At 62.2% G+C, this 22,164-nt stretch carries 20 protein-coding genes, 1 tRNA gene, 1 other RNA gene and 1 pseudogene; 13 read left to right on the top strand and 10 right to left on the bottom strand.

The window, feature by feature from the left end:
* Positions 1-51: 51 nt before the first annotated feature.
* The 7 genes from HUI96_RS28225 to HUI96_RS28195 all read right to left on the bottom strand — a co-directional run bounded on the left by HUI96_RS28225 (position 52) and on the right by HUI96_RS28195 (position 6,113).
* Positions 52-1,608, bottom strand: coding sequence for a DegQ family serine endoprotease (locus HUI96_RS28225; RefSeq protein WP_237684446.1), 1,557 nt, complete (start codon positions 1,606-1,608; stop codon positions 52-54).
* 234 nt (positions 1,609-1,842) lie between these two features.
* Positions 1,843-2,028: a DUF2065 domain-containing protein gene (locus HUI96_RS28220; protein ID WP_188258031.1), complete on the bottom strand. Its 186-nt coding sequence runs from the start codon at positions 2,026-2,028 to the stop codon at positions 1,843-1,845.
* A gap of 21 nt (positions 2,029-2,049) precedes the next feature.
* The gene (gene hflC / locus HUI96_RS28215) at positions 2,050-3,099 is read right to left on the bottom strand and encodes a protease modulator HflC (RefSeq protein ID WP_188258030.1); all 1,050 of its coding nucleotides are present in this window, start codon (positions 3,097-3,099) and stop codon (positions 2,050-2,052) included.
* Positions 3,099-4,193: an FtsH protease activity modulator HflK gene (gene hflK / locus HUI96_RS28210; RefSeq protein WP_188258029.1), complete on the bottom strand. Its 1,095-nt coding sequence runs from the start codon at positions 4,191-4,193 to the stop codon at positions 3,099-3,101. Before hflK ends, hflC begins: the two co-directional genes overlap by 1 nt.
* Positions 4,194-4,354: 161 nt before the next feature.
* A complete protein-coding gene (locus HUI96_RS28205) occupies positions 4,355-4,870 on the bottom strand; it encodes a dihydrofolate reductase (protein ID WP_188258028.1) in 516 nt (171 codons plus the stop codon).
* Positions 4,871-4,873: 3 nt separating this feature from the next.
* On the bottom strand, positions 4,874-5,668 hold the full coding sequence (locus tag HUI96_RS28200) for a thymidylate synthase (protein WP_188258027.1): 795 nt from the start codon (positions 5,666-5,668) through the stop codon (positions 4,874-4,876).
* A 136-nt stretch (positions 5,669-5,804) separates the two neighbouring features.
* Positions 5,805-6,113 carry a DUF2853 family protein gene (locus tag HUI96_RS28195; RefSeq protein ID WP_188258026.1) on the bottom strand — a complete coding sequence of 103 codons (309 nt, stop codon included), beginning with the start codon at positions 6,111-6,113 and terminating at the stop codon, positions 5,805-5,807.
* A gap of 176 nt (positions 6,114-6,289) precedes the next feature.
* Between HUI96_RS28195 and ssrA the strand changes: the two genes are divergently transcribed.
* The 4 genes from ssrA to HUI96_RS28175 all read left to right on the top strand — a co-directional run bounded on the left by ssrA (position 6,290) and on the right by HUI96_RS28175 (position 7,804).
* Positions 6,290-6,646: a transfer-messenger RNA gene (gene ssrA / locus HUI96_RS28190) on the top strand.
* A 164-nt stretch (positions 6,647-6,810) separates the two neighbouring features.
* On the top strand, positions 6,811-7,362 hold the full coding sequence (locus tag HUI96_RS28185; RefSeq protein WP_188258025.1) for an SspB family protein: 552 nt from the start codon (positions 6,811-6,813) through the stop codon (positions 7,360-7,362).
* 14 nt (positions 7,363-7,376) lie between these two features.
* On the top strand, positions 7,377-7,568 hold the full coding sequence (locus tag HUI96_RS28180; RefSeq protein WP_188258024.1) for a DUF4169 family protein: 192 nt from the start codon (positions 7,377-7,379) through the stop codon (positions 7,566-7,568).
* Positions 7,565-7,804, top strand: coding sequence for a ribbon-helix-helix domain-containing protein (locus HUI96_RS28175; RefSeq protein ID WP_188258023.1), 240 nt, complete (start codon positions 7,565-7,567; stop codon positions 7,802-7,804). The genes HUI96_RS28180 and HUI96_RS28175 overlap by 4 nt, the downstream gene beginning before the upstream one ends.
* Positions 7,805-7,834: 30 nt before the next feature.
* Here HUI96_RS28175 and HUI96_RS28170 read toward each other — a convergent pair whose 3' ends face one another.
* Both HUI96_RS28170 and HUI96_RS28165 read right to left on the bottom strand, forming a co-directional pair.
* The gene (locus HUI96_RS28170; RefSeq protein WP_188258022.1) at positions 7,835-11,776 is read right to left on the bottom strand and encodes an AsmA family protein; all 3,942 of its coding nucleotides are present in this window, start codon (positions 11,774-11,776) and stop codon (positions 7,835-7,837) included.
* Between the two features lie 162 nt (positions 11,777-11,938).
* Positions 11,939-12,106, bottom strand: coding sequence for a hypothetical protein (locus HUI96_RS28165; protein WP_188258021.1), 168 nt, complete (start codon positions 12,104-12,106; stop codon positions 11,939-11,941).
* A gap of 166 nt (positions 12,107-12,272) precedes the next feature.
* Here HUI96_RS28165 and HUI96_RS28160 point away from each other — a divergent pair.
* From HUI96_RS28160 to HUI96_RS28150, 3 genes and pseudogenes are all read left to right on the top strand, one after another.
* Positions 12,273-12,348 (top strand) — tRNA-Thr (locus tag HUI96_RS28160).
* A gap of 101 nt (positions 12,349-12,449) precedes the next feature.
* Entirely contained in the window at positions 12,450-14,150 is a 1,701-nt protein-coding gene (locus HUI96_RS30170) for a DUF6538 domain-containing protein (RefSeq protein WP_188258020.1), read from the top strand.
* Between the two features lie 68 nt (positions 14,151-14,218).
* Positions 14,219-14,578 (top strand): annotated as a pseudogene (locus HUI96_RS28150) (recombinase family protein); the annotation flags it as partial.
* A gap of 211 nt (positions 14,579-14,789) precedes the next feature.
* Here the strand turns inward: HUI96_RS28150 and HUI96_RS28145 are convergent.
* Complete coding sequence (locus HUI96_RS28145) at positions 14,790-15,362, bottom strand: hypothetical protein (RefSeq protein WP_237684445.1); 573 nt, start codon at positions 15,360-15,362, stop codon at positions 14,790-14,792.
* 182 nt (positions 15,363-15,544) lie between these two features.
* Between HUI96_RS28145 and HUI96_RS28140 the strand changes: the two genes are divergently transcribed.
* The 6 genes from HUI96_RS28140 (at position 15,545) to HUI96_RS28120 (ending at position 21,687) form a co-directional block, all read left to right on the top strand.
* Positions 15,545-17,146 (top strand): adenylosuccinate synthetase, encoded by a 1,602-nt coding sequence (locus HUI96_RS28140; protein ID WP_188258019.1) that lies wholly within the window; start codon positions 15,545-15,547, stop codon positions 17,144-17,146.
* Positions 17,143-17,835 (top strand): DUF7002 family protein, encoded by a 693-nt coding sequence (locus HUI96_RS28135; protein ID WP_188258018.1) that lies wholly within the window; start codon positions 17,143-17,145, stop codon positions 17,833-17,835. The genes HUI96_RS28140 and HUI96_RS28135 overlap by 4 nt, the downstream gene beginning before the upstream one ends.
* 227 nt (positions 17,836-18,062) lie before the next feature.
* Entirely contained in the window at positions 18,063-19,424 is a 1,362-nt protein-coding gene (locus HUI96_RS28130; protein ID WP_188258017.1) for a hypothetical protein, read from the top strand.
* Positions 19,425-19,517: 93 nt separating this feature from the next.
* Positions 19,518-19,694: a hypothetical protein gene (locus HUI96_RS30405; protein ID WP_425299318.1), complete on the top strand. Its 177-nt coding sequence runs from the start codon at positions 19,518-19,520 to the stop codon at positions 19,692-19,694.
* A 53-nt stretch (positions 19,695-19,747) separates the two neighbouring features.
* On the top strand, positions 19,748-20,968 hold the full coding sequence (locus HUI96_RS28125; protein WP_188258016.1) for a hypothetical protein: 1,221 nt from the start codon (positions 19,748-19,750) through the stop codon (positions 20,966-20,968).
* Positions 20,965-21,687, top strand: coding sequence for a methyltransferase domain-containing protein (locus HUI96_RS28120; protein ID WP_188258015.1), 723 nt, complete (start codon positions 20,965-20,967; stop codon positions 21,685-21,687). The genes HUI96_RS28125 and HUI96_RS28120 overlap by 4 nt, the downstream gene beginning before the upstream one ends.
* Positions 21,688-22,164 lie beyond the last annotated feature (477 nt).

Raw genomic sequence — 22,164 nt, 5'->3', positions numbered from 1 at the left:
CATCGCCAATTTGCGCCCGCCAAGCTCAACGACTTGCCGGCCCTTCCCACCTCAATCCATCCGCAAGGTGACGAAGCGCAGTTCGCCCGACTTGGACGCCATCATGAGCAGCGCGTTCTTGCGTCCCTGCTTCTTCAGCGCGGCGATGCGATCGGTGACGTCCTTCGGAGAAGATACCGTCTCCTGGGCGATTTCCGTGATCACCTCTCCCGCCAGGATGCCCCGCTCGGCAGCGATCGACTTCGGATCGACCTCCGTCACCACGACTCCTGAAACGTCCGGGGGGATCTCGAAGGTCTTGCGAATTTCTTCGTCGAGTTCCCCGACCTTCATGCCGAGCACGGTCGCCGTGGAAGGTATCGCCTGCTCCTGCTTGACCTCTTCGGTCGGCGCCGAGGCGAGCTTCTCGCCATCCTCAAGCCGGCCGAGGGTGACTTTCACCGTCTGCTCGGCGCCCTTGCGGATGAGGATTACGTCCACCGCCTTGCCGACCGAGCTTTCGGCGACCACGCGCGGCAGGTCGCGCATCTCGTGGACGTCCTTTCCGTCGAACTTAATGATGACGTCACCGGGCTGGATCGAGCCATTGTCGACGGGTCCACCCTTGATCACACCGGCCACGAGTGCGCCCTTGGCAGTCTTCATGCCTAGGCTCTCGGCGACTTCCGGGGTGACGGGCTGGATGCGCACGCCCAGCCAGCCGCGGCGAGTCTCGCCATAATGGCGGAGCTGATCGACCACGCCCACGGCGAGTTCGGCAGGAATAGAGAAGCCGATGCCGATCGAACCTCCGGACGGCGAAATAATCGCCGTATTGATGCCGATGACCTCGCCGTCCATGTTGAACAGCGGACCGCCGGAGTTGCCGCGGTTGATGGCGGCGTCGGTCTGGATGAAATCGTCATACGGCCCGGCGTTGATGTCGCGGTTGCGGGCCGAGATGATGCCGACGGTCACCGAGCCGCCCAGACCGAACGGATTGCCGATCGCCATCACCCAGTCGCCGATGCGCATCTTGTTGGAATCGCCGAACTTGACCGCAGTGAGCTTTTTCAGCTTCGGATCTACCTTGAGGACCGCAATGTCCGTCTTCGTATCGGTGCCGACCAGTTGGGCCTTCAGCTTGGAGCCGTCGGGGAAATTTACTTCGATCTCATCGGCATCGGCGATCACGTGATTATTGGTAACGAGGATGCCCTCGTCAGCGTCCACGACGAAGCCCGAGCCTAGGGACTGGACCTTCTGCGAGCCGCCCTGGTCGTCCCCATCACGGTTCTTGAAGAAGTCTTCGAAGAAGTCCTGGAACGGAGAGCCCTCAGGCAGTTGCGGCATGGGGACCGTATTCGGCGCTTCCGTGCCCTTCACGTTCTGGGAAGTCGAGATGTTGACCACTGCGCCAAGCAGTTTCTCGGCCAGATCGGCCACCGAGGCCGGGCCATGCGTGGAGGGCTGAACCGGAGCGGGAGCGGCCGGCGCGGTGGACAGGGGCTGCTGCTGCGCGAACGCCATCGGCGAAAACGATGGCACGGCAAGGACGCATGCGAGAAGCAGGCGGGTCGTTCTGCCAATCCGCCCGCGCTGGGCCGAACGGACGCTCGTAGCGTTCATGAAACTCTTCTCCAGAATTGGCGTGACCATGAGCAGCCCGTCAGTTTGTCAGTACCCGCACCGACCCTCCAGACGATCCGCATGCAGTCGAACTAGCTGAGCGAGAGAACAAGATGGTTGCACCGGGAGCGCAAGATCGCAAGTTCCGGGACCGCCGGACGGGTCCGACGCACGGTGGAGAACAAATAGGGCGTGTTTGCGGCCTTGCATATCGGCAAGAGACACAAAGTTGCGTTACCCGCGCACAGCCCAGACGATTGCTAAGCCGGCGGCTATCGAGACCAGCCCGGCAACCCGCAACCAATTCTCCGGCATCGCGAGAACTTCCGCGGCCAAGCGACGTGCCAAAGACGGAAAGCCGCCATAGACCAGGCCCTCGAAGACGAGGACCAAGCCCATGGCGGCCAAAAAGTCGTGCATCAGCGAGACTTTGACAGAAGGCTACTGGACAGCCCCCGTCGTCGCAGAGTTCGCACCGGGCTGCACGGCGCCCGTTCCCGGGTTCTGGCCCGGCTGAACCGCTCCGGTTTCAGAATTCGCGCTGCCCGCCGGCGCGGCCGGAGCGGGTGCAGGTCCCGGCCCGGGAGGGGCTGCCGTCGTCGATGCGCCAGCCGTGCCCTGCGCACTGTTGAAGTAGCGGAAGAACTCGGATTCCGGCGAAAGCACCATGGTGGTCCCGGAGGTGTTGAGACCGGTATTGTAGGCGCCCATCGAGCGGTAGAACTCGAAGAAACCCGGATCGCGCTGGAAGGCGGCCGCGAACGCCGCGCTTCGCTCAGCATCGCCCTCACCGCGAAGGATCTCCGATTCGCGGCGCGCTTCCGCGACCGTCTCGACGACTTCACGATCGACGCGTGCGCGGATGCGCTGCGCCGCCTCGCGGCCGCGGGCGCGCAGCCGCTCGGCCTCGGCGAGACGCTCCGCCTTCATGCGGTCGTAGGTCTGCTGCGAGACCTCGGCGGTCAGATCGGTGCGGCGGATGCGCACGTCCTCGATCTGCAGGCCGAGCGAAGTGGCGTCCGGCCGGAGTTGGTCGCGCACCTCCCGCATCATCGACGCGCGCTCCTCGGAAAGAGCCGCCTCGAAGCCGCGAAGGCCGTAGACCCGGCGGAGCGCCGCATCCAGACGGGTGCGTAGCCGCTGTTCGGCCAAGGGCACGCTGCCCGAAACCGCCGCACGGAAGACACGCGGGTTGGCGATCCTGTAGGCCACGAAGGCGTCAACTTCGTAGAACTTGCCGCCGGAGACCTGGACGCGGATGTCGTCGAGATCGAAGCGCAGGACCCGGTCATCGATGATCTGGACATTGTCGGCCCCCGCGAAGCCGAACGGCGCCTTAAAGTAGATTCCGGGCTCGGCCTTTACGTCCACGATCTGGCCAAACCGCAGCACGATCGCCTGCTCGCGCTCGTTGACGACGAAGACGGAGGAGTAGATCAGGAAGAGGACGACGAGGGCGGCGACGCCGATAGCTGCCAATCTATTCGACATCAGTTCGTGCCTCCCGTGGTCGCGCGCTTCTGCAGTTCGGGCAACGGAAGATAGGGAACCACTCCGGAGCTGTTACCGGGTTCGACGATGACCTTGTTCACGCCTTGGAGCACCTTCTCCATGGTTTCGAGATAGAGGCGCTTGCGCGTCACGTCCGGCGCCTTTGCATATTCCTCATAGACAGAGATGAAGCGCTGCGACTCACCCTGCGCTTCCTGGACGACACGGTTCTTGTAGGCAGCCGCCTCTTCACGGATCTGCGCCGCCTCGCCGCGTGCGCGGCCGAGTTGCTGGTTCGAGTACTGGTTGGCCTCCTCGACGAAGCGGTCTTCGTCCTGCTCGGCGCGCTGCACCTCGTCGAAGGCATCCGCGACCTCGCGCGGCGGCGCCGCGTCCTCGATCGAGATGGCATTCACCGTGAGACCGGCACTGTAGTCGTCGAGCGTGGCCTGGATGATGTTGCGCACCGCATCGGCAATGCCTTGGCGGTCATCGCGGAACACGTCCTGGGCCGGGCGGCGGCCGACCGCCTCGCGCATGGCGCTCTCGGCAACCTGGCGCACCATCGAATCTGGATCGGCAACATGGAACAGATAGGATTTGGGGTCGGCGACCTGGTAGGCGACCGAGAATTTCACGTCGACGATGTTCTGGTCGCCCGACAGCATCAGGCCGGTGGAAGTATTGCCGCGGCCTTCACCGATGTTGATGAGTTTCTCGGCGGTGTTTGCCTTTTCGACCGTCTCGATTGGCCACCAATGGAAATGCAGCCCGGGCTCCGACAGTTCAGCCTTGGGTTTTCCGAAGCGGAGTTCGACCGCGAGTTCATCAGGCTGGACGGTATAGATGGCTTGGAAGAGCCAGAATGCGACGAGCACGATCCCGACGACGATGAACATCGCGGAATTCGGCGCGCCGCCGCCGGGAAGGACGTTCTTCAGCCGGTCCTGGCCGCGGCGGATGATGTCCTCGAGATCGGGAGGAGAGCCCTGCGGCCCGCCCGGACCACGCGGCCCCTGCCCCCACGGGCCGCCACCGCCGTTGCCGCCACCGCCCCACGGGCCGCCACCGCCGCTCTGATTCTTCCAGGGCATCGAAATCCTTTCGTGCGTCCGCCAGGTCGCCGGGCGGCGGGATCGTATGAAGTCGTTTGCCCTTGTATAGGGTTACGGCTACGTCCTTTCAACGCGGGCGCCTTCGGTCGCAACCGATTGGGATAAAAAATCCCTCCTTATTGAACGAAGAGTCGCAGGCCTCACGCATGGCGACGCCGCTCGTAGACCGCATAACGTGTTGAATGGCTGTCCTTCTCACCTGCGTCCAGTGGCTCAGATGATACTTCGCGCCAAAGCTCTGCGTCGATGGCAGGAAATGAAGTATCGCCCTCTACCTCGGTCAGCACATGGGTGATCTTCAGACAGTCGGCCAGAGTCATGGCCTGCCGGTAGATCTCCCCACCTCCGACAATGCAGATCTCTTCCGCGCCATCGCAGCGCGACCTGACGCGGGCCAGCGTCAGCGCATCGTCCAGGGAGCCCACCACTTCAGCACCGTCGGCGCGATAGCCAGCGTTCCTCGTGATGACGATGTTCAGGCGGCCGGGTAGCGGCCTTTTCGGGAAACTCTCCCAGGTCTTGCGGCCCATCACGATCGGCTTGCCCATTGTGTTGGCCTTAAAGCGCTTGAGGTCGGTGGAGAGCCGCCAGGGAAGGTCGCCGTCGCGGCCGATCACGCCGTTCTCAGCGACTGCTGCAAGGAGTACGATGCGCATAGTTCAGACCGCTATCGGCGCCCGGATGGTCGCATCCGCGACGTAATTCTCGAGCGTGAAATCCTCGTACCGGAACGCGAACAGGTCGGTGACGGCAGGGTTGAGACGCATTGTGGGCAGCGGTTTTGGCGTGCGCTTGAGCTGCTCGCGCGCCTGCTCGAAATGGTTGAAGTAGAGGTGCGCGTCGCCGAGCGTATGGATGAAGTCGCCAGGCTTGAACCCGGTGACTTGCGCCACCATCATCGTCAGCAGCGCATAGGAGGCGATGTTGAACGGCACGCCGAGGAAGATGTCGGCCGAGCGCTGGTATAGCTGGCACGACAGCTTTCCGTCGGCGACGTAGAACTGGAACAGGCAGTGGCAGGGCGGCAGGGCCATTCGGTCCACCTCTTCCGGGTTCCAGGCCGAAACGATCAGGCGCCGCGAATAAGGATTCTTGCGCAACTGGCTGAGAAGATTTGCGATCTGGTCTATCTCGCCGCCGTCGCGCGCCGGCCAGGAGCGCCATTGCTTGCCGTAAACGGGGCCGAGGTCGCCGTTCTCGTCCGCCCATTCGTCCCAGATGGTGACGCCATGGTCGTTGAGATATCTGATGTTCGTGTCGCCGGCGAGAAACCACAGAAGCTCGTGAATGATCGACTTCAGGTGCAGCTTCTTGGTCGTCAGCAGAGGGAAGCCCTCGGCGAGATCGAAGCGCATCTGATAGCCGAATACGCCGCGCGTGCCCGTCCCGGTGCGATCCGGGCGATCTGTCCCGTTGGTCAGGACGTGATCGAGAAGGTCGAGGTATTGCCGCATCGGTTCGGTTCTCGGTTCGGAATGCGTACGATCATAGCCGACATGTGCCCGGCCAAACACATGGTGCAGGAAAAAGACAACAGCTTTCCCCGCTGTCCCCCGCCGGGACCGCGCTTCGCCCTTTATCGCTTCGAGCCTAGATGGTCTTGAGCTTTCCGAGTTCCTTCGCAACCAGATAGTAAAAGGTGACGCGGTGCTTGGTGCGGTCCGCGGCCATCGTCTTGGCTGCCCCTGCGACGGCGGCTTCGCCTGCAGCGGCATCGGCGCCAAGCTTCTTGACCGCCCAGTTGTCTCGCACTCGCTCGAGTTCCTTCTTGTCGCTCGCCGAAACCTGCGAGGAATCGCGGTTGCGCAGGGCAATGCCCAGATGCTTCACGATCCTGTCGACCACGGCAGCATCGGCCTCGGGGTCGTACTTCTTCACATCTGCCAGATAGTCACTCATCGGATTTCCCTCCTCAGAGCCATCGAGCCATGTTGATAAGGCGGAGGTGTCGCTGCAACCTGTGCGATAGGCAGCGCTCTCCTCGCCACTGCGGAGCTTCGGCTGAGATCTGCTCCCGAGTCAATCCTATGCAATGCAACATCAGTCCGGGGACATTGCCGGGGAAATGCCGTCATGGGCTTCCAATTTCGGGCGCGCCTTCCTATATTCGCCCCTGCCGGCTCGTCCGGCTATGGCGATAAACAGGCGATGGAATAAGCCGTTCGGACCCGGGGGCGGTACCCGGCGCCTCCACCAAAAGCCGCCGCGAGGGACGGCTTCTGATGGGGGCGAAACAGGATCGACGAAGGTGTAAAGATCGTTCTTTTGCCCGGCATTGTACCGCCGTTATCGGGCTAAAATTATAGTTGCCAACGACAACTATGCTGAGGCACGTCTCGCTGCTTAATGCGGCGCGATAGTCTCGAATCAAGCCCTGTGGGTTAGCACCTACAGGCGGGGTCCGGAGGCACCTGGCAACAGAAGCCTCCACTTCCCCTGCAGCCTTGCTTGCCTTCGCGCTTTTTCTTGCTGGCATGAGCCTGACGAAAAGCGGCGGGGCGAGCGCTGGCAGACGGCAGACCGACCCTATATTCCGTTTACGGCGGCTTGAAGCTTCATTAGAGCTAGGGCCGTTGATTCACCCGGACCCGATAGTATGGCCGAAGACCACATCCGCTACGATATCCTGGCGCAGGAAGCCCTGCGTGGCGTGATGCGCAAGGTATTGGCGGAGGTCGCGCGCACCGGCCTGCCCGGAAACCATCATTTCTTCATCACCTTCCTCACCAACGCGCCGGGCGTGCGGATCTCGACTCGGCTGAAGGAGCGCTATCCCGAGCAGATGACGATCGTCATCCAATACCAGTACTGGGACCTCAAGGTCACCGAGACCGGCTTCGAGATCGGCCTCTCGTTCTCCGACGTTCCCGAAAAGCTCGAGATCCCCTTCGCCGCAGTACGCGGCTTCTATGACCCGTCGGTGAACTTCGAACTGGAATTCGACGTCAGGGCCGAGGTGCCGGCCGCCAACGTTCCGGACCATCCGCTCCCGGCTCCGGCGCGCAAAGCCACGCCCCCGGCTCCCGTGGCCAAGGTGGCGGAGAAAAGCGACAAGAAGGGCAAGACGTCCAAGCCCGAACCGGCTGCCGAACAGGAAGACACCAAGGGGGCCGACGTCGTTTCCTTGGATGCCTTCCGCAAGAAGTAGTTCGCCGAACTGCGATGGGAGACCTCGTCAACCTGCGCGCCGCCCGCAAGAGCAAGGCGCGCGAGGAGGCCGCTAGGACCGCCGACGAGAACCGCTCAAAATTCGGCCGCACGGGGGCCGAAAAGAAGCGGGACCGCCAGGCGACCGAGACGCTTCGCCATCATCTGGACGCGCACCGCCGGGGTGGCGACGACGCCGAGAAATGAGCCTTGTGCGCAAGCGCTCGGTCACTATTCGCGGCCACCGAACGAGCTATTCCCTCGAACAGCCATTTTACGAAGAACTGGCTGCGCTCGCATCGGCGCGCGCCATTCCCCTCGCCGCGCTGATCGCCGAGATCGACGCGACCCGTCCGCGTGAGGCCAATCTCTCTTCGGCGATCCGCATCTATGTGCTGGAGCAGGTGAAGCGGCTGCGGATGGGCCAGGAGGATGGTCACTGATCCGCCACGCGGCAATGCGCGCCCCCGCTGCTACCCGCCAGTTCCCAAATTGAACAGATCCTGGATCCCTGGCGGAGCCAGCCTGGGCGGAGGAACATCGAAGTCCGGCTCGGACAGTGAATTGCTGTTCACGCCAGGCAACTGGTCCGGTTGGGCGGGGCGCCCATCCGCCTGGGCCGCGGCTTCAGCCGCTCTCCTTTCCTCTTCGGCGCGCCGGGCGGCATCGGCGGCGCGCTTTCGCTCGGCGCGCGCTGCGGCCTCCGTCTTCCGCTTCTCTTCGGCCTGACGGGCCGCCTTCTCCGCACGCCGCGCCGCTTCCGCCTCCTGTTGAGCGGCCTCCTCGTCGCTCCGGGCCTCTTCCGCCTGCAAGCGCTGCTGCTCTTCCTCTTCGGCTCTCAGCCTTGCTTCCTCAGCAGCCTTTTGCCTGGCCTCCTCTTCCTGGCGGCGGGCCTCTTCCTCCGCCTTGCGCAGTTCCTCCGCGGCGACACGGTCGCGCTCGGCCTTGAGACCGGCGTAGTAGCGCACCTCCCGGCGCAGCCTCTGGCGCTCAAGGAGCAGGGCTTGCATGGCGTCCACTCGGGCCTGCTCGCGCTCGAGTGCCCGCTGCGTGAGGAACTGCGCCAGCGGCTCGCTGTCGAATTCGATCGTAGTAGCGCCGAACTGGCCCGACGCCGCGAAACGCAGCGCGGGCTCCGACCCGGCCAGCGCCTCCTCTCCCGCCGCGTAGGTGATCGTCCCGTCGGCCAGGAACTCGCCGGTATTGAGGTCGGCCCGTAGCTCGGCCGTCGTCTCGGCCCGCGGGTTCTTGAGGGTCACTGGAGGCGCGCGCAGGACGCCGTTCGCCAGGGTGAAAGCGAAGTCCACATCACCGGCGGACATCGAGCCCTGACCTGCGATCTCCGGTGCAAAGGCCGCCGTCTTTTTCGTGTTGATGTCGCGGCCGACGGCGTCGGCGCGGGCCAGGATGTCTCCGAACGCCTTCTCGTTAATGCCGTCGATGCGCAGGTCACGAATGGATGCCGTGCCCGATCCCGAAAGTCCTGCAACGATGGCCTCGACCGACTTGCCGCTGCCCGAGAAAGTGGCGGAGCCGCTTGCCCGGCCGGCGAGCCTGCCCGTGCCGTGAACGGGGGAAAGATCGGCGCCTGTTAGCTGCAATTGGCCGGAGAGCAAGGCTGTGCCGGAATTGTTCTTGAGCTCGAAGCCGCCCTTGAGCTTGCCGCCCCGATAGGTGCCGGCAAGACCAGCGATGCGCAGCCCCTCTTCTCCGACGGCCAGCGACATCGTGGCGTCCCCGACGGTCCGCGACCCGGCCGAGAGCGTTGCCGCAGATATGTCAATCGAGGCCGTGAACGGCAGCATCGTGCGCTCGCTGAAGGGCTTGGACGCCCACCGACCATTGTCGCCAGAGAGCGCAGACTCTCCGACCACCATGGCGACGAAAGGATCCAGCGAGAGCTCGTCCAGCGCCAGGGCGCCGTCGAGATTGGGAATTCCGTCCTTGATCTCGGCATTGAGGTCGCCCCCGATTGCCACCTCGTTCACAACCGCGTTGATGTCGGAAAGCACGGCCATCCCGCCGTCCATGTCCGCCTGTGCCGAGAATTCGACCGCCGTACCCAGGCCTATTCCCGGAAGCGCTAGGCCGGCGGTGATTAGCCAGGGCTCGATATCCGCGGCCTCGAGCTGGATCTTCCCCTTTCCGGAAAGGCCCTTTGCCGCCAGGTGCGTGGCACCCTGGAAGGAAGCGAGGAATTGGTCGCCCTTCAGTTCCAGGTCCGTTTTCAATTCGGTCGCGGGAACCCCTCGAGCGCTCAGCGTCAGTTCACCTGCGCCAAGACTGGCCACCGGCAGGGTGGGAAGTCCAGCCGCGGCGAGCAGCACTGCAGCGTCCTCATTGCGCGCTGAGACTAAAATCGACAGTTCGGCCTCAGCGATTTTCGCGACGCTGCCATTGCCCCACAGGCTGGCTGACAGCGCGGAACCGCCGGCATTGCCCTGGAGGCTGATCGCCACGCCGGAGGTGCCGTCCTTGTTCTCGGCAGCACTGGCGATCACATCCAGCCGAGCATCGCTCAGCAAGCCCGGATGGGCAGCGACGCGTCGCTTCACCTCGCGCACGACAGGATTTCCCGGAAGGTTTTGCGCCAGCACGTCCACGAGCGGGGCAAGATCGGCAGCGACCACCGATGCGTCGAGGTCGCCCGTCGGATTGCCGGCAAGGTCCTTTATGACCCCCGTCGCGCTGATCGACGCCCCTGCCAGCCCGCCGATCGACAGGCGATCGATGTCGAGGCGACCCTCGCGCAGCCTGACCGCCGTATCGAGCGTCTCTGCGGTCAGGCCGGCGACATTCACCGGGCCGGCCTTCACGGAAAGGTCGAGATCAGTGTCGGCGAACCTGTTCTTTCCGGCATCGCTGACGAAGAGCGAGGCAAACGCCGACAGCCCATCCACGTCCATCGCGTCGCCATCCAGCTTCACGCTTGTCGATGGCCGCGCATCGGCAGGCTGGCGGCTGTCGATCTCGCCGCGGAATTTTGCGTTCCCAAGAACAAGCTCGAGATCGCTGAACAGCTGACGTTGCTCGCTCATCTCGACCTTGGCGCTGAAGCCCGCGGCCGGAAGCCGGCGGATCGCATCGTCTATGTCCTTCGCGACCCAGGCCGCGAACCCTGATGGCTGCGCAACCGCAAGGAGCAGCGAGCCGTTGAAGCCGAACTTGTCGCCCGTGAGGAGCAGTCCCTTGGCCTCGAGCGTCGTGCGCCCTGGCAGCGTCGCGGCGAACGATCTTATCGACCAGCCTTCCGCCGCCGGCTCGGCTGATAGGCGGACGTCCCGGACCGTGGTGTCGCCGGCCACGATCGCCGGAAGATTCACCGTTATTGAGCCGGGGATGGTCGGACGCGGTAGATCGAGAACCGCGCGCTCGAAGGCGGCGATCCGCTCCTCCAGGCGCAGGCTGGTCCCCTCCTCCGCCCCAAGCGCCTCGTCGAACTTGACCTGCGCGCCGCTTGCGGTGATCGCGAAGCGTTGCTGCGCGCCGAAGTCCAGGTTGGCGCTGCCGTCGGCCGTGTAAGGCTCGTCGGTCGGTCCGGTCTCGAATCGGAATGCGCTGACATCGAGCTTGTGGCTATCGAGCGAGAACTGGCCGTTCACGCGGTAGCCCGGCACATTTTTTTGGCCGGCCGGCTTCTTGCCCGGGCCATCCTCCGGTTTCGTCTCCAAGAGATGGAAGGCGCCGGCATAGACCAGTCCCTGCTGGCGCAACTCGACCTGCCCGTCGGCATCGACGGCGAGGGCGTGCGCCGCCGGCGCAGCCCTGACGCGAAGGCGAATTCGTCCCTGTTCGTCCACGGCGCCGGTGGATGCCGTCACCGCGGTCTTTGCGCCATCGAAGCTCATCGAGCCCTCGAGGCGCCATGGTCCGGTCAGCGACTTCGCGGCCAATTTCGCATCAATCTCGGAGACGATATGGGTGCGGCCAGAGGGCCCGTGTCGGAGTTCGACCCTGCCGTCCGTGATGGTCACCTTCTCCAGGGCGATCCGTGACGCCGGAACCGGCGTGGAGGGGCGAGCCGCCCAGTCGACGGTGCCATTGGCCGCGACCGCAACAATCGCCCGCGGCCGCTCGATGCGCATGTCGAAGATCAGGAACTCGCCGCGCAGGAACGGCGCCAGTTCGGCGTCCATCGAGAAGTTTTCGATGGTCATCGCCGGCTCGCCGGTGCCGCCGCCCACCGTGACGTCGGAGAAGGTGATCGAGGGGAACGGCAGCAGCCGGGCGTCCGCCCTCCCCTCTACCGTGACCTTGCGGCCGAGAATCGCGCTCGCCTCACGCTCGAAGTCGGCGCGGTAGTTGGTCCAGTCGATGAAATGCGGCGCGATCAACGCCGCAGTCAGCACCAGAACCACCAGTCCACCGACGATAACGAACAGTCGCGCCAGGATTCTTACCTTTCCCTGCCTCAACGGACGCGCAGTCTAGCAGCGCTGTCTGCCATATAGCGGCACTTTGGGCCGTCTCGCAGTTGTTTTTTGGCTTGGGGGCTCCACAGCGCGTGCCTTGGACAAAAGCCGCCAAGCGCCGTAGCGGTCCTTCCGCTTCGTCATTCCGGATCAAACCGGCGGAATTCAGCCCATCCCGGTCGCATGCCGCAGGAAGAAGGCGAGCGCGACGAAAGCGCAGGCGAAGAGGATACCGCCCCAATCCAGTTCGGCGCGCCTGAGTGCACTGACAAGCTTCAGCAACAGCAGCGCAAGCAGGGCCAGCCCGAGCGCGATGACGACGAACCGGATCATCCGCAACCTCCCGAAGCGCGTAAGCTCCACACGATCATATCGGCCTTGGGCAGGCGGTCTTAAAGGCCGGCTTGCGGCCGGCAGGCCGGTTCGCCTGCGACGGAGTAGCGAAACAGCAAGTTTTTCGCTTTACGACGCGCACATATATGAGTACCGGAAGCGCTGTGCCCTTGTAGCTCAGCTGGTAGAGCAGCGGTTTTGTAAACCGAAGGTCGCGGGTTCGATCCCTGCCGGGGGCACCAAGCTCTCTCTAAGAGCCTGAAAAGTCGAAAAGAACAGCAAAATCAACTTCCTGATTGATTGACCTGCTACACAGGAACGCTACACTAGCGGGGTGAAGCAGGTGGAAAAAGTCACGGGCTTGATGCGCCGGGGCAGCACGTACAGCCTCAGGCGACGTGTGCCGACTGATTTAGTCGAAGCGCTTGGCCGGCGCGAAGTGTGGATTGCGCTCGGCACTTCAAATTACAAGGAAGCCGCGAAGGAAGCCCGGCTTGCCTCAGTCCGGCTGGATATCCAGTGGGAGCAACAGCGCGAGGCGCTGCAGCGCGGCGGGAAAATCACCCCCGCTGACAAGGTGTCCGAAGCTGACCTTCGTCGCGCCGTGCTAGGCGAATTCTGGAAAGCAGAGCAGTCGGTGCAACCCGTTGCAATTGATGATGGCGAGACCCGCGAAGGCCTTCATCATGAAATCGGCGGTTTAGAGGTCAGGGACCCTTCAGCGGAAGCTGCCCTTGTCGACCAAGCCCGTTCGCTTATCCACAAGCACAAGCTGAATATCCCGCTCCCGGCCAAGCCCGAGAGGGGGAAGCTTCCGCCCAAGCCGGAGCCGTTCACCGCGTCCCCGGAGCTTTTGCGGTTGATCGAGATGCTTCGCCGCGCCGACATAGAGCGCTTGCGGCGAATGCTGGACCGGATGGACGGGCATCATGGCGACTTGTCGCATGATCCGCTTTTCGCGGGCGTTCATTCTGTGTCGCCGCCGCCGGCCTCCGCTCATGGCACGACGCTGGGCGAGGCGATCATGCGTTTTGAGTCGGACCCGACACGGGCGCAACTCGGCGTGAAGGCTGGCGACAAATACAAAGTGCCCTTCCGTGCAATGAAGGAAATCATAGGGGCTGACCGGCCTTTCCCTTCCATCACGCGCGCCGAATGCGCCGAAGTGCAAGAGGTCCTTGCCGGCCTGCCGGTGAACTTCCCGAAGCTAAAGCCCTACAAGAAGTGCGAGACGTTGCGGGCGATAGCGACGTTGGCGGCAGAACGCGGCGACAAGGTGCTGTCGCAAGGTGGCGTCCGGGTGCACACGCATGCGTTGTCCAGCTTCTTCAATTGGGGCATCCGCAAGGGCTTGATACAGCACAATCCGGCAACCCGGATGGCCCCTGCCCGTGGCCCGGCCGAAGTGTCGCGCCGTCCTTTCAGCATCGAAGAGTTGAACAAGATCGTCACCGCCCTGCCCGACTGGTCTAAGGGACGTAAGCCGGCCCGGTACTGGGTGCCTCTAATCGCGATCTTTTCCGGTATGCGGCTGGGCGAGATTGTCAGCCTGACGGTCGATGACATTGGCGTGCGCGATGGCGTTGAATGCTTCATCCTACGAAGGACGGAAGACCGTTCACTGAAGACGCCGGGCAGCGAACGCGTCGTGCCTATCCATCCCGAATTGATCCGGCTCGGGCTGCTGCAACGGGTTGCAAAATCGCGAGAAGATGGCGTCTCCCGCCTGTTCCCCGATATCGAGGGCGAGACACAGAAGGACCGCTCCACCATTTTCCAGAAGCGTTTCAGCTATCTCCAAAAGACCGTGCTGAAGATCACCGAACGGGGCGTGAGCTTCCATTGCTTCAGACACGGCTTCAGGGACGCGCTTCGTGAGGCAGGGGTGCCGATTGACGCGACACGCGCCCTGGGCGGTTGGGCAAGGTCCGGCGGTGTCGAGGAACGCTATGGGCAGGGCACGCGTCCCGCGACGTTGGCCCGGTGGATGGCAGAGGTGAGATATGACGGTTTGGTGCTTCCGGGGCTGAATATAGGCTCCTAGACGGCGACCAGCTCGGCCAGCTTTTTCGCGCGTCTGACATTGATGATTCTGCAGTGTCCAAGCCGCTTCGTGAGGATCGCCTGGCCCGCTCTATTGCGGACTTGGCGAATATCGTGCGGACCCTAGAGGAGAAAGGCGTCTCGCTCCGCGCGACGGAACAGCCGATCGATACGAGTTCGGCTGCAGGGCGCGCCTTTCTCCAGATGCTAGGCGTCTTTGCCGAGTTCGAGACGGCCATCCGGCGCGAGCGGCAGCTAGAGGGAATAGCCAAAGCCAAGGAGGAAGGGGTCTACAAGGGACGGCCGGCCTCCATAAACCCGGCCAAGGTGCGTGAGCTCGCCGCAAAGGGATTGGGCGGAACGGAAATCGCGCGCTCGCTCGGGATTGGAAGGGCCAGCGTTTATCGCCTACTCAAAGAGTCAGCCTAGGATCAATTTGCAACCGGTTGCAAAGCGGTGGCGATAGCGATCCGCCTGAGTGTCAATCGGTGTGACTGGTGAGGCAGGCTGCGTTCGCCGCGCTTGCTTCGCCGTAGAACCTCGGAGGGTTCACCATCGATGGCCTGAGCTCAATGCGCCCTTGGCATGAAACTGGTCGCCATGACACCGCGTCTTCGTCCCCGACCAGGCGCTCCCGCCGTCAGGCAGTTCCATTTTTGGAGAGCTCCCTAAACCGTTCTAGAAAGCGTGCCTTCGCCTCACGTGGCGTGAGATACCTGACATAAATTTCTGCGGGGACTATCCCGGCTTCAGCGGCCCAGTCCGCAGTTCCTGGTGCCATAACCTGAGCTTGCTCGGCGGCCAGCACACGCAAGTCCGCATCCTTGATCACCTCTTTGAAGTCGCGGTTCAGTCCGAACCGCTCGAAAATGGCGTCCTCGACATCCGCCTCGATACGCTTGAAATCAGGCAGCAGTTGCTTGAGCGGACGCGTGACGTCTCCGAGGAAAGCTTCCGCTGCATCGTGCATCAGAGCTTCGAACTGGTAGTCCTCGACGACCTCACTCACGAGAATGCTGTGCTCGGCGACCGAATAGAAATCGCGGCATTGACCGGCGTATCGGCACACATGAGCGAGACCGTGAGCAATGTCCTCAATCTCAAAGCGGCTGCTGTGCGGATCCAGGAAGTCGAAGACGTGGCCGCTCGCTAGAGTAATGGTCGGACCAACAGAGATCTTCACGGCGACGGGCATCTGGGACATATCTTTCATTCAGCTCCCGTTGCACGAAATTGGCGTCCGCGACAACTTCGGACTTGGCGCATGGCAGATGGGACGCTTGCGATTGAGCTCAAAATAATTCCGGCAACATCGATGTTCTAACGCCTATACGTACCACCACTGATATGGTTACGGTTTCATCGGAGGATGCTTTATCGATTCGGGGGGAGGGTATGCGTCTTCTAATTGTGCTGTCCGGCCCAGTTGCGGTGGGAAAGACTTCGTTCGGAAATGCGTTGATTGCACTCGTGGGCGCCACGCGAGTGTCGACGCGAAGGTTTATTCAGCAGAAGAAAGGTACTTCGGACAACCGCCGCGAATTGCAGGCCGCGGGAGACCAGCTTGACGTCGAGACGAACGGCGAATGGGTCGCCGATGCCATCGAGGCGGAACTCCCAGGACTGGCAGCAAACGCCGTGCTCCTACTCGACTCTGCTAAAATTCCGGCGCAGATCGGTGCAGTCCGCTCCCGCTGGCCTAGCAAGGTGTTTCACATTCACCTCCACGCGGCCGACGAGGAGCTTGAGCGCCGGTATCTGAGACGGGATCCACAGCTGAAAGAGTTCGCCACCTATGCCGAGGTAAGGGAGAACCAAACCGAAGCTTCGGTGGGCGCCCTCCTCCAAATCTCGGATCTGACGCTGGATACCGACTACGTCGCGCCCGAGACGCTCGCCGCGACGGCGATGGACTGGTTCGAGGGTAAAGGTTTTCGCAAACGCCAACAACTTGTGGACGTCATCATCGGCGGCCAATACGGCAGCGAGGGAAAGGGCAACGTCTGCGCACATTTGGCTAAGCACTATGGGGTACTGATGCGCATCGGAGGCCCGAACGCGGGCCATCTCGTGAAAGAGCCGGAGTACAAGTATGTACAGCTTCCATCGGGAACAGGTTCCAATAAGGACGCGAAGATCCTGATCGGAGCCGGCTCGACCTTATGGTTGCCTCAGTTGCTTCGCGAGATCATGGATCAGGGCCTCAGCCCATCGCGCCTCTCTATCGATCCGCAGGCGATGGTCATCGATGATGAGGACAGACGGCTCGAGTCGGGCGCGCTGCAATCGATCTCGTCGACGAAGCAGGGTGTTGGCGCCGCGTCCGCCCGCAAGATCACGAATCGCGGCAATTCCCCGATGTTCGGCTCTCCCGCGCGGCTAGCCAGGGACATCGATCAACTCAGCGACTATGTTCGTGACGTCCGCGCGGAGCTCGATAAGCATTTCGCCGCCGGCACCCCCGTTCTCTTGGAAGGGACTCAGGGCACCCTCCTCAGCCTGCATCATGGCTTCTGGCCAAGTGTTACATCCCGCGAGACATCAGCCGCCGGCTGCCTCTCCGACGCAGGCATCTCACCCAATCGCGTACGCAAGATCATCATGGTTGTCCGCACCTACCCTATCCGCGTAGGAGGTCCGTCCGGCTGGATGGGGCGGAACATCACGATGGAGGAGTTGGCAGATCGATCCGGGATACCAATCGAGCAGTTTCGCAAGACCGAGAAGGGAACAATCTCCGGCGTTGAGCGGCGAGTGGCCGAGTTCGACTGGGCACAAATCAGGCGCTCCGCAGAGCTGAACGGCGCGACCGATATTGCGGTCACGTTCGCAGACTATCTCGGCATCGAGAATCAACAGGCCAACAGCTTTGACGAGTTAAATGATCGGGCTCGCGACTTCATCACGCGGCTGGAACGAGTGGCCGGCACCCCGGTGACTCTCATCTCCAAGGCGTTCGCGTCAAATGGCGTGCTCGAACGAGGTTTTCTGAATTGACCGAAGAAGAACTGATACAGAACTATCCCCGTCTATATCACATGGCCCACGAAGGGGCCTGGGACGCCATTCGCAAGCACGGGCTGATGAGCGCTACTGCCCTGCTCGACGCGTACGGCGTGACAGGTGTGCGCCGCCATGAACTCGGATCATCCCGTCGGCCACATTCCGTTCCGCTGCAAGCGGATGGTCTGCCGGTCGCCGTCCTGCGCGACCAGAAGCCGATGCGGGATTCGGCGCTCTCCAAATGCCTCCAGGACGGCCTCGCCCCGCAGCAGTGGTACGAGTTGCTCAACTCAAGGACATTCTTCTGGCTGTCGAAGAGCCGGATTTGGACGCTGCTGCGGGCCGAGGCCTATCGTGACGTGCCGCAAACCGTCCTCACCCTCGACAGTGCGAAACTGGTGGCGAAGCATCGCAACAATATCTGGCTGAGTCCGATCAATAGCGGTTCCACACTTTTCAATCCCGTCGCACGAGGGCTTGAGACGTTCCGGCGCATCGCAGATTTTCCCTTCGCCCAACGCGCCAAAACCCGACAGCTTCAGAACAATGTCGTGGAACTGGTGGTCGACCACTCCGTGTCTGATGTCGCCGACTTCGTGCTAGCCGTGCACACAGTACGAAACGAGGACATCCTGGGCGAGATCTGGAGGGCGCCCCATGCGAGTGATGACGATCATCCCTAGTGGATGGAAGGGCGAAGCGCTTGCCAGCCGCATCGGGTCAGCACAGGGTTGCGGGGCGGCTTGTTCGCGCAAATCTCTCGTTCACCCATCTTCCGGCCGGGTCCAATCGGAACCTATAAGCGGTCCAAACTTAGATTCGGAACGTGTTAGCAATCGCGCCTGAATCCATCCTAGGCGGGACTGCAGGGCGTCAGTCGGTTAAGCGCTGACTGGAAGGAATGAAGAAAATGGACCTCCAAAAAGACGAAGTGCTCGATCGTCTCGCAGAACACGGGAATGTAGCGCAATTCGTAGCTCTGCGCCCTTCGGCAAACGGCCTGAAGCAGACCTACAGCCGCATCCGCGGCCATGAACCCAATGCGACCTTCGCGTCTGCGGCGTACGCAGTCGGAGCGCTGCTCATGCTGAGCAGGAGCGGCATGGTCAACGTGCGTAGTTATGCGCCGCACGATCCTCGAAGCCGCGAGTTCGTCTACGGTCTGCGCTCAGTTGATGATGCTGTCGCAGCCACGAAACGCCTCGCAAGCCAGGGACTGCATCTCCTCGTAAATGAAACGATCGACGTCTCTGACGGAGGCGTTTCGGGCGTCGTCCAAAGTGGGATGATCGAGTTCGCCCCCGACGATACGCCTCGGTGCGTAGAGAAGCCCGGCGTGGCTTCGCTCCCCTTCGAAGTCGGAGTGGATCTGCTGACCCTTGTCTACGGCTTCCGACCTGAACTTGTTTCGCGGGTCGGGCTGCGGACCGAGTTCTCGATCCATCCTATCCAGCAGGGTTGGCGTTCGACGCATACTTTGCTCTGGGAACAGGAAGAGGGCGTTCCAGGCGACACCGCCTCCGCGCAGCAGTGGCCAAACCGGTTCAGTCGCCATATCGGCGACAAAGCATACGGCCTTCTCATGGCGCATCTCGCAGGGCTCCCCGTCCCGCGAACGCTCGTGATCCCTCGCCGGGTCGCTCCGTTCTGGTTTGGCAGACCAACGGGTTCAGCGGAGGTGTGGACGCGGACCTGCCCGTTCAAACCTCATCCTGGGCTCTACACCACTGTAAAGGGCTGGACCGACCCCTATGCTCTGCTCGGAAAGGAGGATCCATCCGGAGATCTCCTCGCATCCACGCTACGGCAAGACGGCGTGCCTGCACGCTACTCTGGCGCCGCGATCGTACAGGCCAACGGCAACCTCGCCATCGAAGGGCTCGCTGGTGAAGGCGATCTCTTTATGCTCGGCAGCCGAAATGCAGAGGAGCTTCCCGCTGCCGTTCTCGCAGACGTGCGCGATACCTTTTCGCTTCTGGAAGACCGCTTCGGGTCGGTCCGCTTCGAGTGGGTCCATGATGGAGAGCGCGCATGGATCGTACAGTTGCATCTCGGCGCTACGAATTCGAGCCGTACCGAGATTGTACCCGGGGAAGCCGAATGCTGGACGGACTTTCCGATCGAGGAGGGGCTCGAAAAGCTCCGGGCTCTTCTTAAGACTCTGCCCGCAGACGGCGGTGTCCGAGTTATCGGCCAAGTCGGACTCACGAGCCATATCGCAGACGTTCTGCGCCGAGCGGGCTTCCCGGCCCGGGTTCCGGCCAACGCCTAGTCCACTCGACGCGACTAATGATGAATGGGTACACAATTCTCGATAGTCACTGCACACGATAGCGATGGGCGGTCATCAGAAGCTTGTGGGTAATTGTTCGCCAAGTCTCGGAGAGCGCTCCTCAAGCTCGACGTCGGTCGTGTCCACACACTAGATCTCGACGGACTGCGACGTCCGGGACTGTTTGGAAGACGAGTGGTGATGGAGGGAAGCCGATCCGGGTTCGATTGCCTCGATGCCCATCGGATTGGATGGGCTTCCAAGTCTTGAGCTAGAACGGCGGAGCGCGGACCATCTCGCGAGGATTTGGGAGCAACCATCTGGTGAACCGGTGGATCAAAGTTGTGATGGTCTCGGCGGGGATTTCGTCCACCATCAGCGCCGCGCTCGTCCTGCTATTCACGCATGTTGCGCCCGTGCGATACACGACAGCGCCCGCTGGGACAAACCCGTCAGAGGCTTCGCCGACCCCGGCATCCTCGCCCGACGCGTCACCCCCGCCTGTTTCTAATAAACAGGACTCTTCCGGTACTGAAGTGGTCGATGCGCTCGCCGATGCGCCTGTGCGATACGACTTATCGCCTGCCGCAGCAAATCCGCCGACCGCTTCAGCAAACCCGGCACCATCGCCTGGCGCGACACCCGAACCTGATTCGACTTGGAAGACCTCGTCCCGCGCCGACGGGGTCGATACTGTCGCCGACCGGAACCTGAATTCGGCCGAACTGTCTGACAAGGAGCCTTGGTGGGCCACCTTGGTCGGGAAGATTGCGTGGCCGGTCGGCCTACTGCTTGCGGTTATCCTCGCACTTACCATCGATCGCTTGCGTCGCTTCTGCGGCGCGGGGTTCAAGATGGTGCGTTCTATCAAGGCCGGCGGCATCGAAATGGAAATCAGCGTCGAAGCCGCAGATGCGGTCCGAAAGGAACTCCGCAAGTCGTTCCGCGAGCTGATCGAAGATGCACGGGTGGAATATGAGCGGATGGCGGAAGTGCAGAATCTCGACCGCCTGCTCGCCTCTGTCGTAGAAGATGTAATTTTCGCGTCAAGGCTAAGCCGATCCGACATCCGGGCGACGCTCCACGTGAGAGACATCGTCTTCAAAGAGTTCCTATACCAGTTGGTTGACTACTACCCCAAAGGCGGAGGCGCGCATCGCAGGTTTTCGCAACGATATGGGATCATCGGCCGAAGCTGGCGCTCGGGAAAGTCACACGGCACGGGAAATGCGTTCGGCAAGGTCGAATCGGAAGAGGCGCTGATAGAACACTGGGGCATGACCCACAGCGAAACGCACGGTGTCCTACAGAACAAGCATTCCTGCCTAAGCATCGTTCTCAGAGCCGGCGGAACCGAAAGCGGCATTCTCTATCTCGATTCCTCCAAGGAGAACACTTTCGGCGAGGATAAACGCGCTCAAGCGTTCGCGCGCGAGTTGGAGACACGGCCTTCTGTTATAGCCTTGGCAGAAGCCGTTGAGCGAGCGATGACACCCCTACGGGCCGCAGGGCCAAATCTCGATCTGAAGGATGTCGGCAAGTGAACGCTATCCCAAAGCTCTCCCCTCCGAGGCTTGCGAGCTACGACGAGATCGCGAGTGAATATTACGATCCGCTGCGCCATCCGACCTGCGCGAGCCTGCGAGAGCTGAGTGCCGCCTACCTCGCCCCGCGGATTGCACAGGCTTCAGGAGGAGCTAGGTCGCTCGTCGAGGTCGGTGCCGGCCAATCGCTCCTAGCGCCATTTTGGAAGGCTGCAGGAGGAGACCTCCGAGATGTTACGCTTTTGGACAGTTCCCCGTCGATGCTCGCCTATTCGGCAGAGTGGGAACAGCTTGGGGCCAGCTTAGTGGTGGCGGATGCGACGACTACCGGACTGCCCGCCGGTTCCGTCGACGTCCTCGTTTCTTCGCTAGGCGACCCCTACAATTCGCCGGCCTTTTGGCAGGAGGTATCGCGGATCCTCAAGCCGGGCGGAACCTGCCACTTTACCTCGCCAGCGTTTGAGTGGGCGATGGCTTTTCGCGATGAGGAGAACCTCTCGACCGCCGAATTCTTGCGAGCCGACGGGGCCGAACTGCTTATGCCGTCGCCAGTGTACAAGCAACTGGATCAACTGAGAATGTTCGCCGGGGCAGGACTCAGGTTGATAGACGAGGAGGCGCTTACCCGACAAGCACTCGCCTCGAAGCCGGCTCCGAAGCTGATGTGCGTGCCCTTCGACGTACCAGTCGTCCGCGGGTACTCGTTGCGGGGACCTTAGGCTGAAATTCGCATCCGGGCTGCACCTCAGATCCAACACTGGGGGAAGTTGCGTGCGTAATATCGGCAAAGTCAATTGGGCGCGTGCGACCAGACCGAATGGGGAGCGGCATTACCAGGCGAACGGCCAGCATCGAGAGTATCCCGTGAACTTCTTTCTCCGGGTACTAGAGCAGCAGCGGGTCAACTGGCTTCTTGAGGACGAGGAACTCGATCGGGACGGGGGGCCCCCTCACCAGTCTCATTGGTCCCGAAAGCGATCCGGCCCGGTCCATCCCGTTGGCTCTTCGAGGCGGAATTGCCGCCGATGGTGTGGCATCAACTTCTTCATTTAGCGGGCCCATTGTAGATCAGCGAACGCCCGCTTGGCGGCGTTCTGAAGTTGTTGCCGTCGCTCCGCGTGTCAATCGGCGCGCAAAACTGACCCCTGATCGGCGTCCAATTTTGACCCCCTTATTGTAGGGCGACGGTGAGCGCC

Origin of the sequence: Pseudaminobacter soli (ex Zhang et al. 2022) (assembly GCF_014595955.1) — a bacterium.
Classification (GTDB): domain Bacteria; phylum Pseudomonadota; class Alphaproteobacteria; order Rhizobiales; family Rhizobiaceae; genus Kumtagia; species Kumtagia pseudosoli.
Note: the sequence above shows the minus strand (reverse complement) of the source record. Positions and strands in the feature narration are given on the sequence as shown.

What these genes read in the sequence shown, in the direction of transcription:
- HUI96_RS28225 (WP_237684446.1), bottom strand. Translation starts at nt 1,608, where the DNA reads ATGAACGCTACGAGCGTCCGTTCGGCCCAGCGCGGGCGGATTGGCAGA.
- HUI96_RS28220 (WP_188258031.1), bottom strand. Translation starts at nt 2,028, where the DNA reads ATGCACGACTTTTTGGCCGCCATGGGCTTGGTCCTCGTCTTCGAGGGC.
- hflC (WP_188258030.1), bottom strand. Translation starts at nt 3,099, where the DNA reads ATGTCGAATAGATTGGCAGCTATCGGCGTCGCCGCCCTCGTCGTCCTC.
- hflK (WP_188258029.1), bottom strand. Translation starts at nt 4,193, where the DNA reads ATGCCCTGGAAGAATCAGAGCGGCGGTGGCGGCCCGTGGGGCGGTGGC.
- HUI96_RS28205 (WP_188258028.1), bottom strand. Translation starts at nt 4,870, where the DNA reads ATGCGCATCGTACTCCTTGCAGCAGTCGCTGAGAACGGCGTGATCGGC.
- HUI96_RS28200 (WP_188258027.1), bottom strand. Translation starts at nt 5,668, where the DNA reads ATGCGGCAATACCTCGACCTTCTCGATCACGTCCTGACCAACGGGACA.
- HUI96_RS28195 (WP_188258026.1), bottom strand. Translation starts at nt 6,113, where the DNA reads ATGAGTGACTATCTGGCAGATGTGAAGAAGTACGACCCCGAGGCCGAT.
- HUI96_RS28185 (WP_188258025.1), top strand. Translation starts at nt 6,811, where the DNA reads ATGGCCGAAGACCACATCCGCTACGATATCCTGGCGCAGGAAGCCCTG.
- HUI96_RS28180 (WP_188258024.1), top strand. Translation starts at nt 7,377, where the DNA reads ATGGGAGACCTCGTCAACCTGCGCGCCGCCCGCAAGAGCAAGGCGCGC.
- HUI96_RS28175 (WP_188258023.1), top strand. Translation starts at nt 7,565, where the DNA reads ATGAGCCTTGTGCGCAAGCGCTCGGTCACTATTCGCGGCCACCGAACG.
- HUI96_RS28165 (WP_188258021.1), bottom strand. Translation starts at nt 12,106, where the DNA reads ATGATCCGGTTCGTCGTCATCGCGCTCGGGCTGGCCCTGCTTGCGCTG.
- HUI96_RS28145 (WP_237684445.1), bottom strand. Translation starts at nt 15,362, where the DNA reads ATGAAAGATATGTCCCAGATGCCCGTCGCCGTGAAGATCTCTGTTGGT.
- HUI96_RS28140 (WP_188258019.1), top strand. Translation starts at nt 15,545, where the DNA reads ATGCGTCTTCTAATTGTGCTGTCCGGCCCAGTTGCGGTGGGAAAGACT.
- HUI96_RS28130 (WP_188258017.1), top strand. Translation starts at nt 18,063, where the DNA reads ATGGACCTCCAAAAAGACGAAGTGCTCGATCGTCTCGCAGAACACGGG.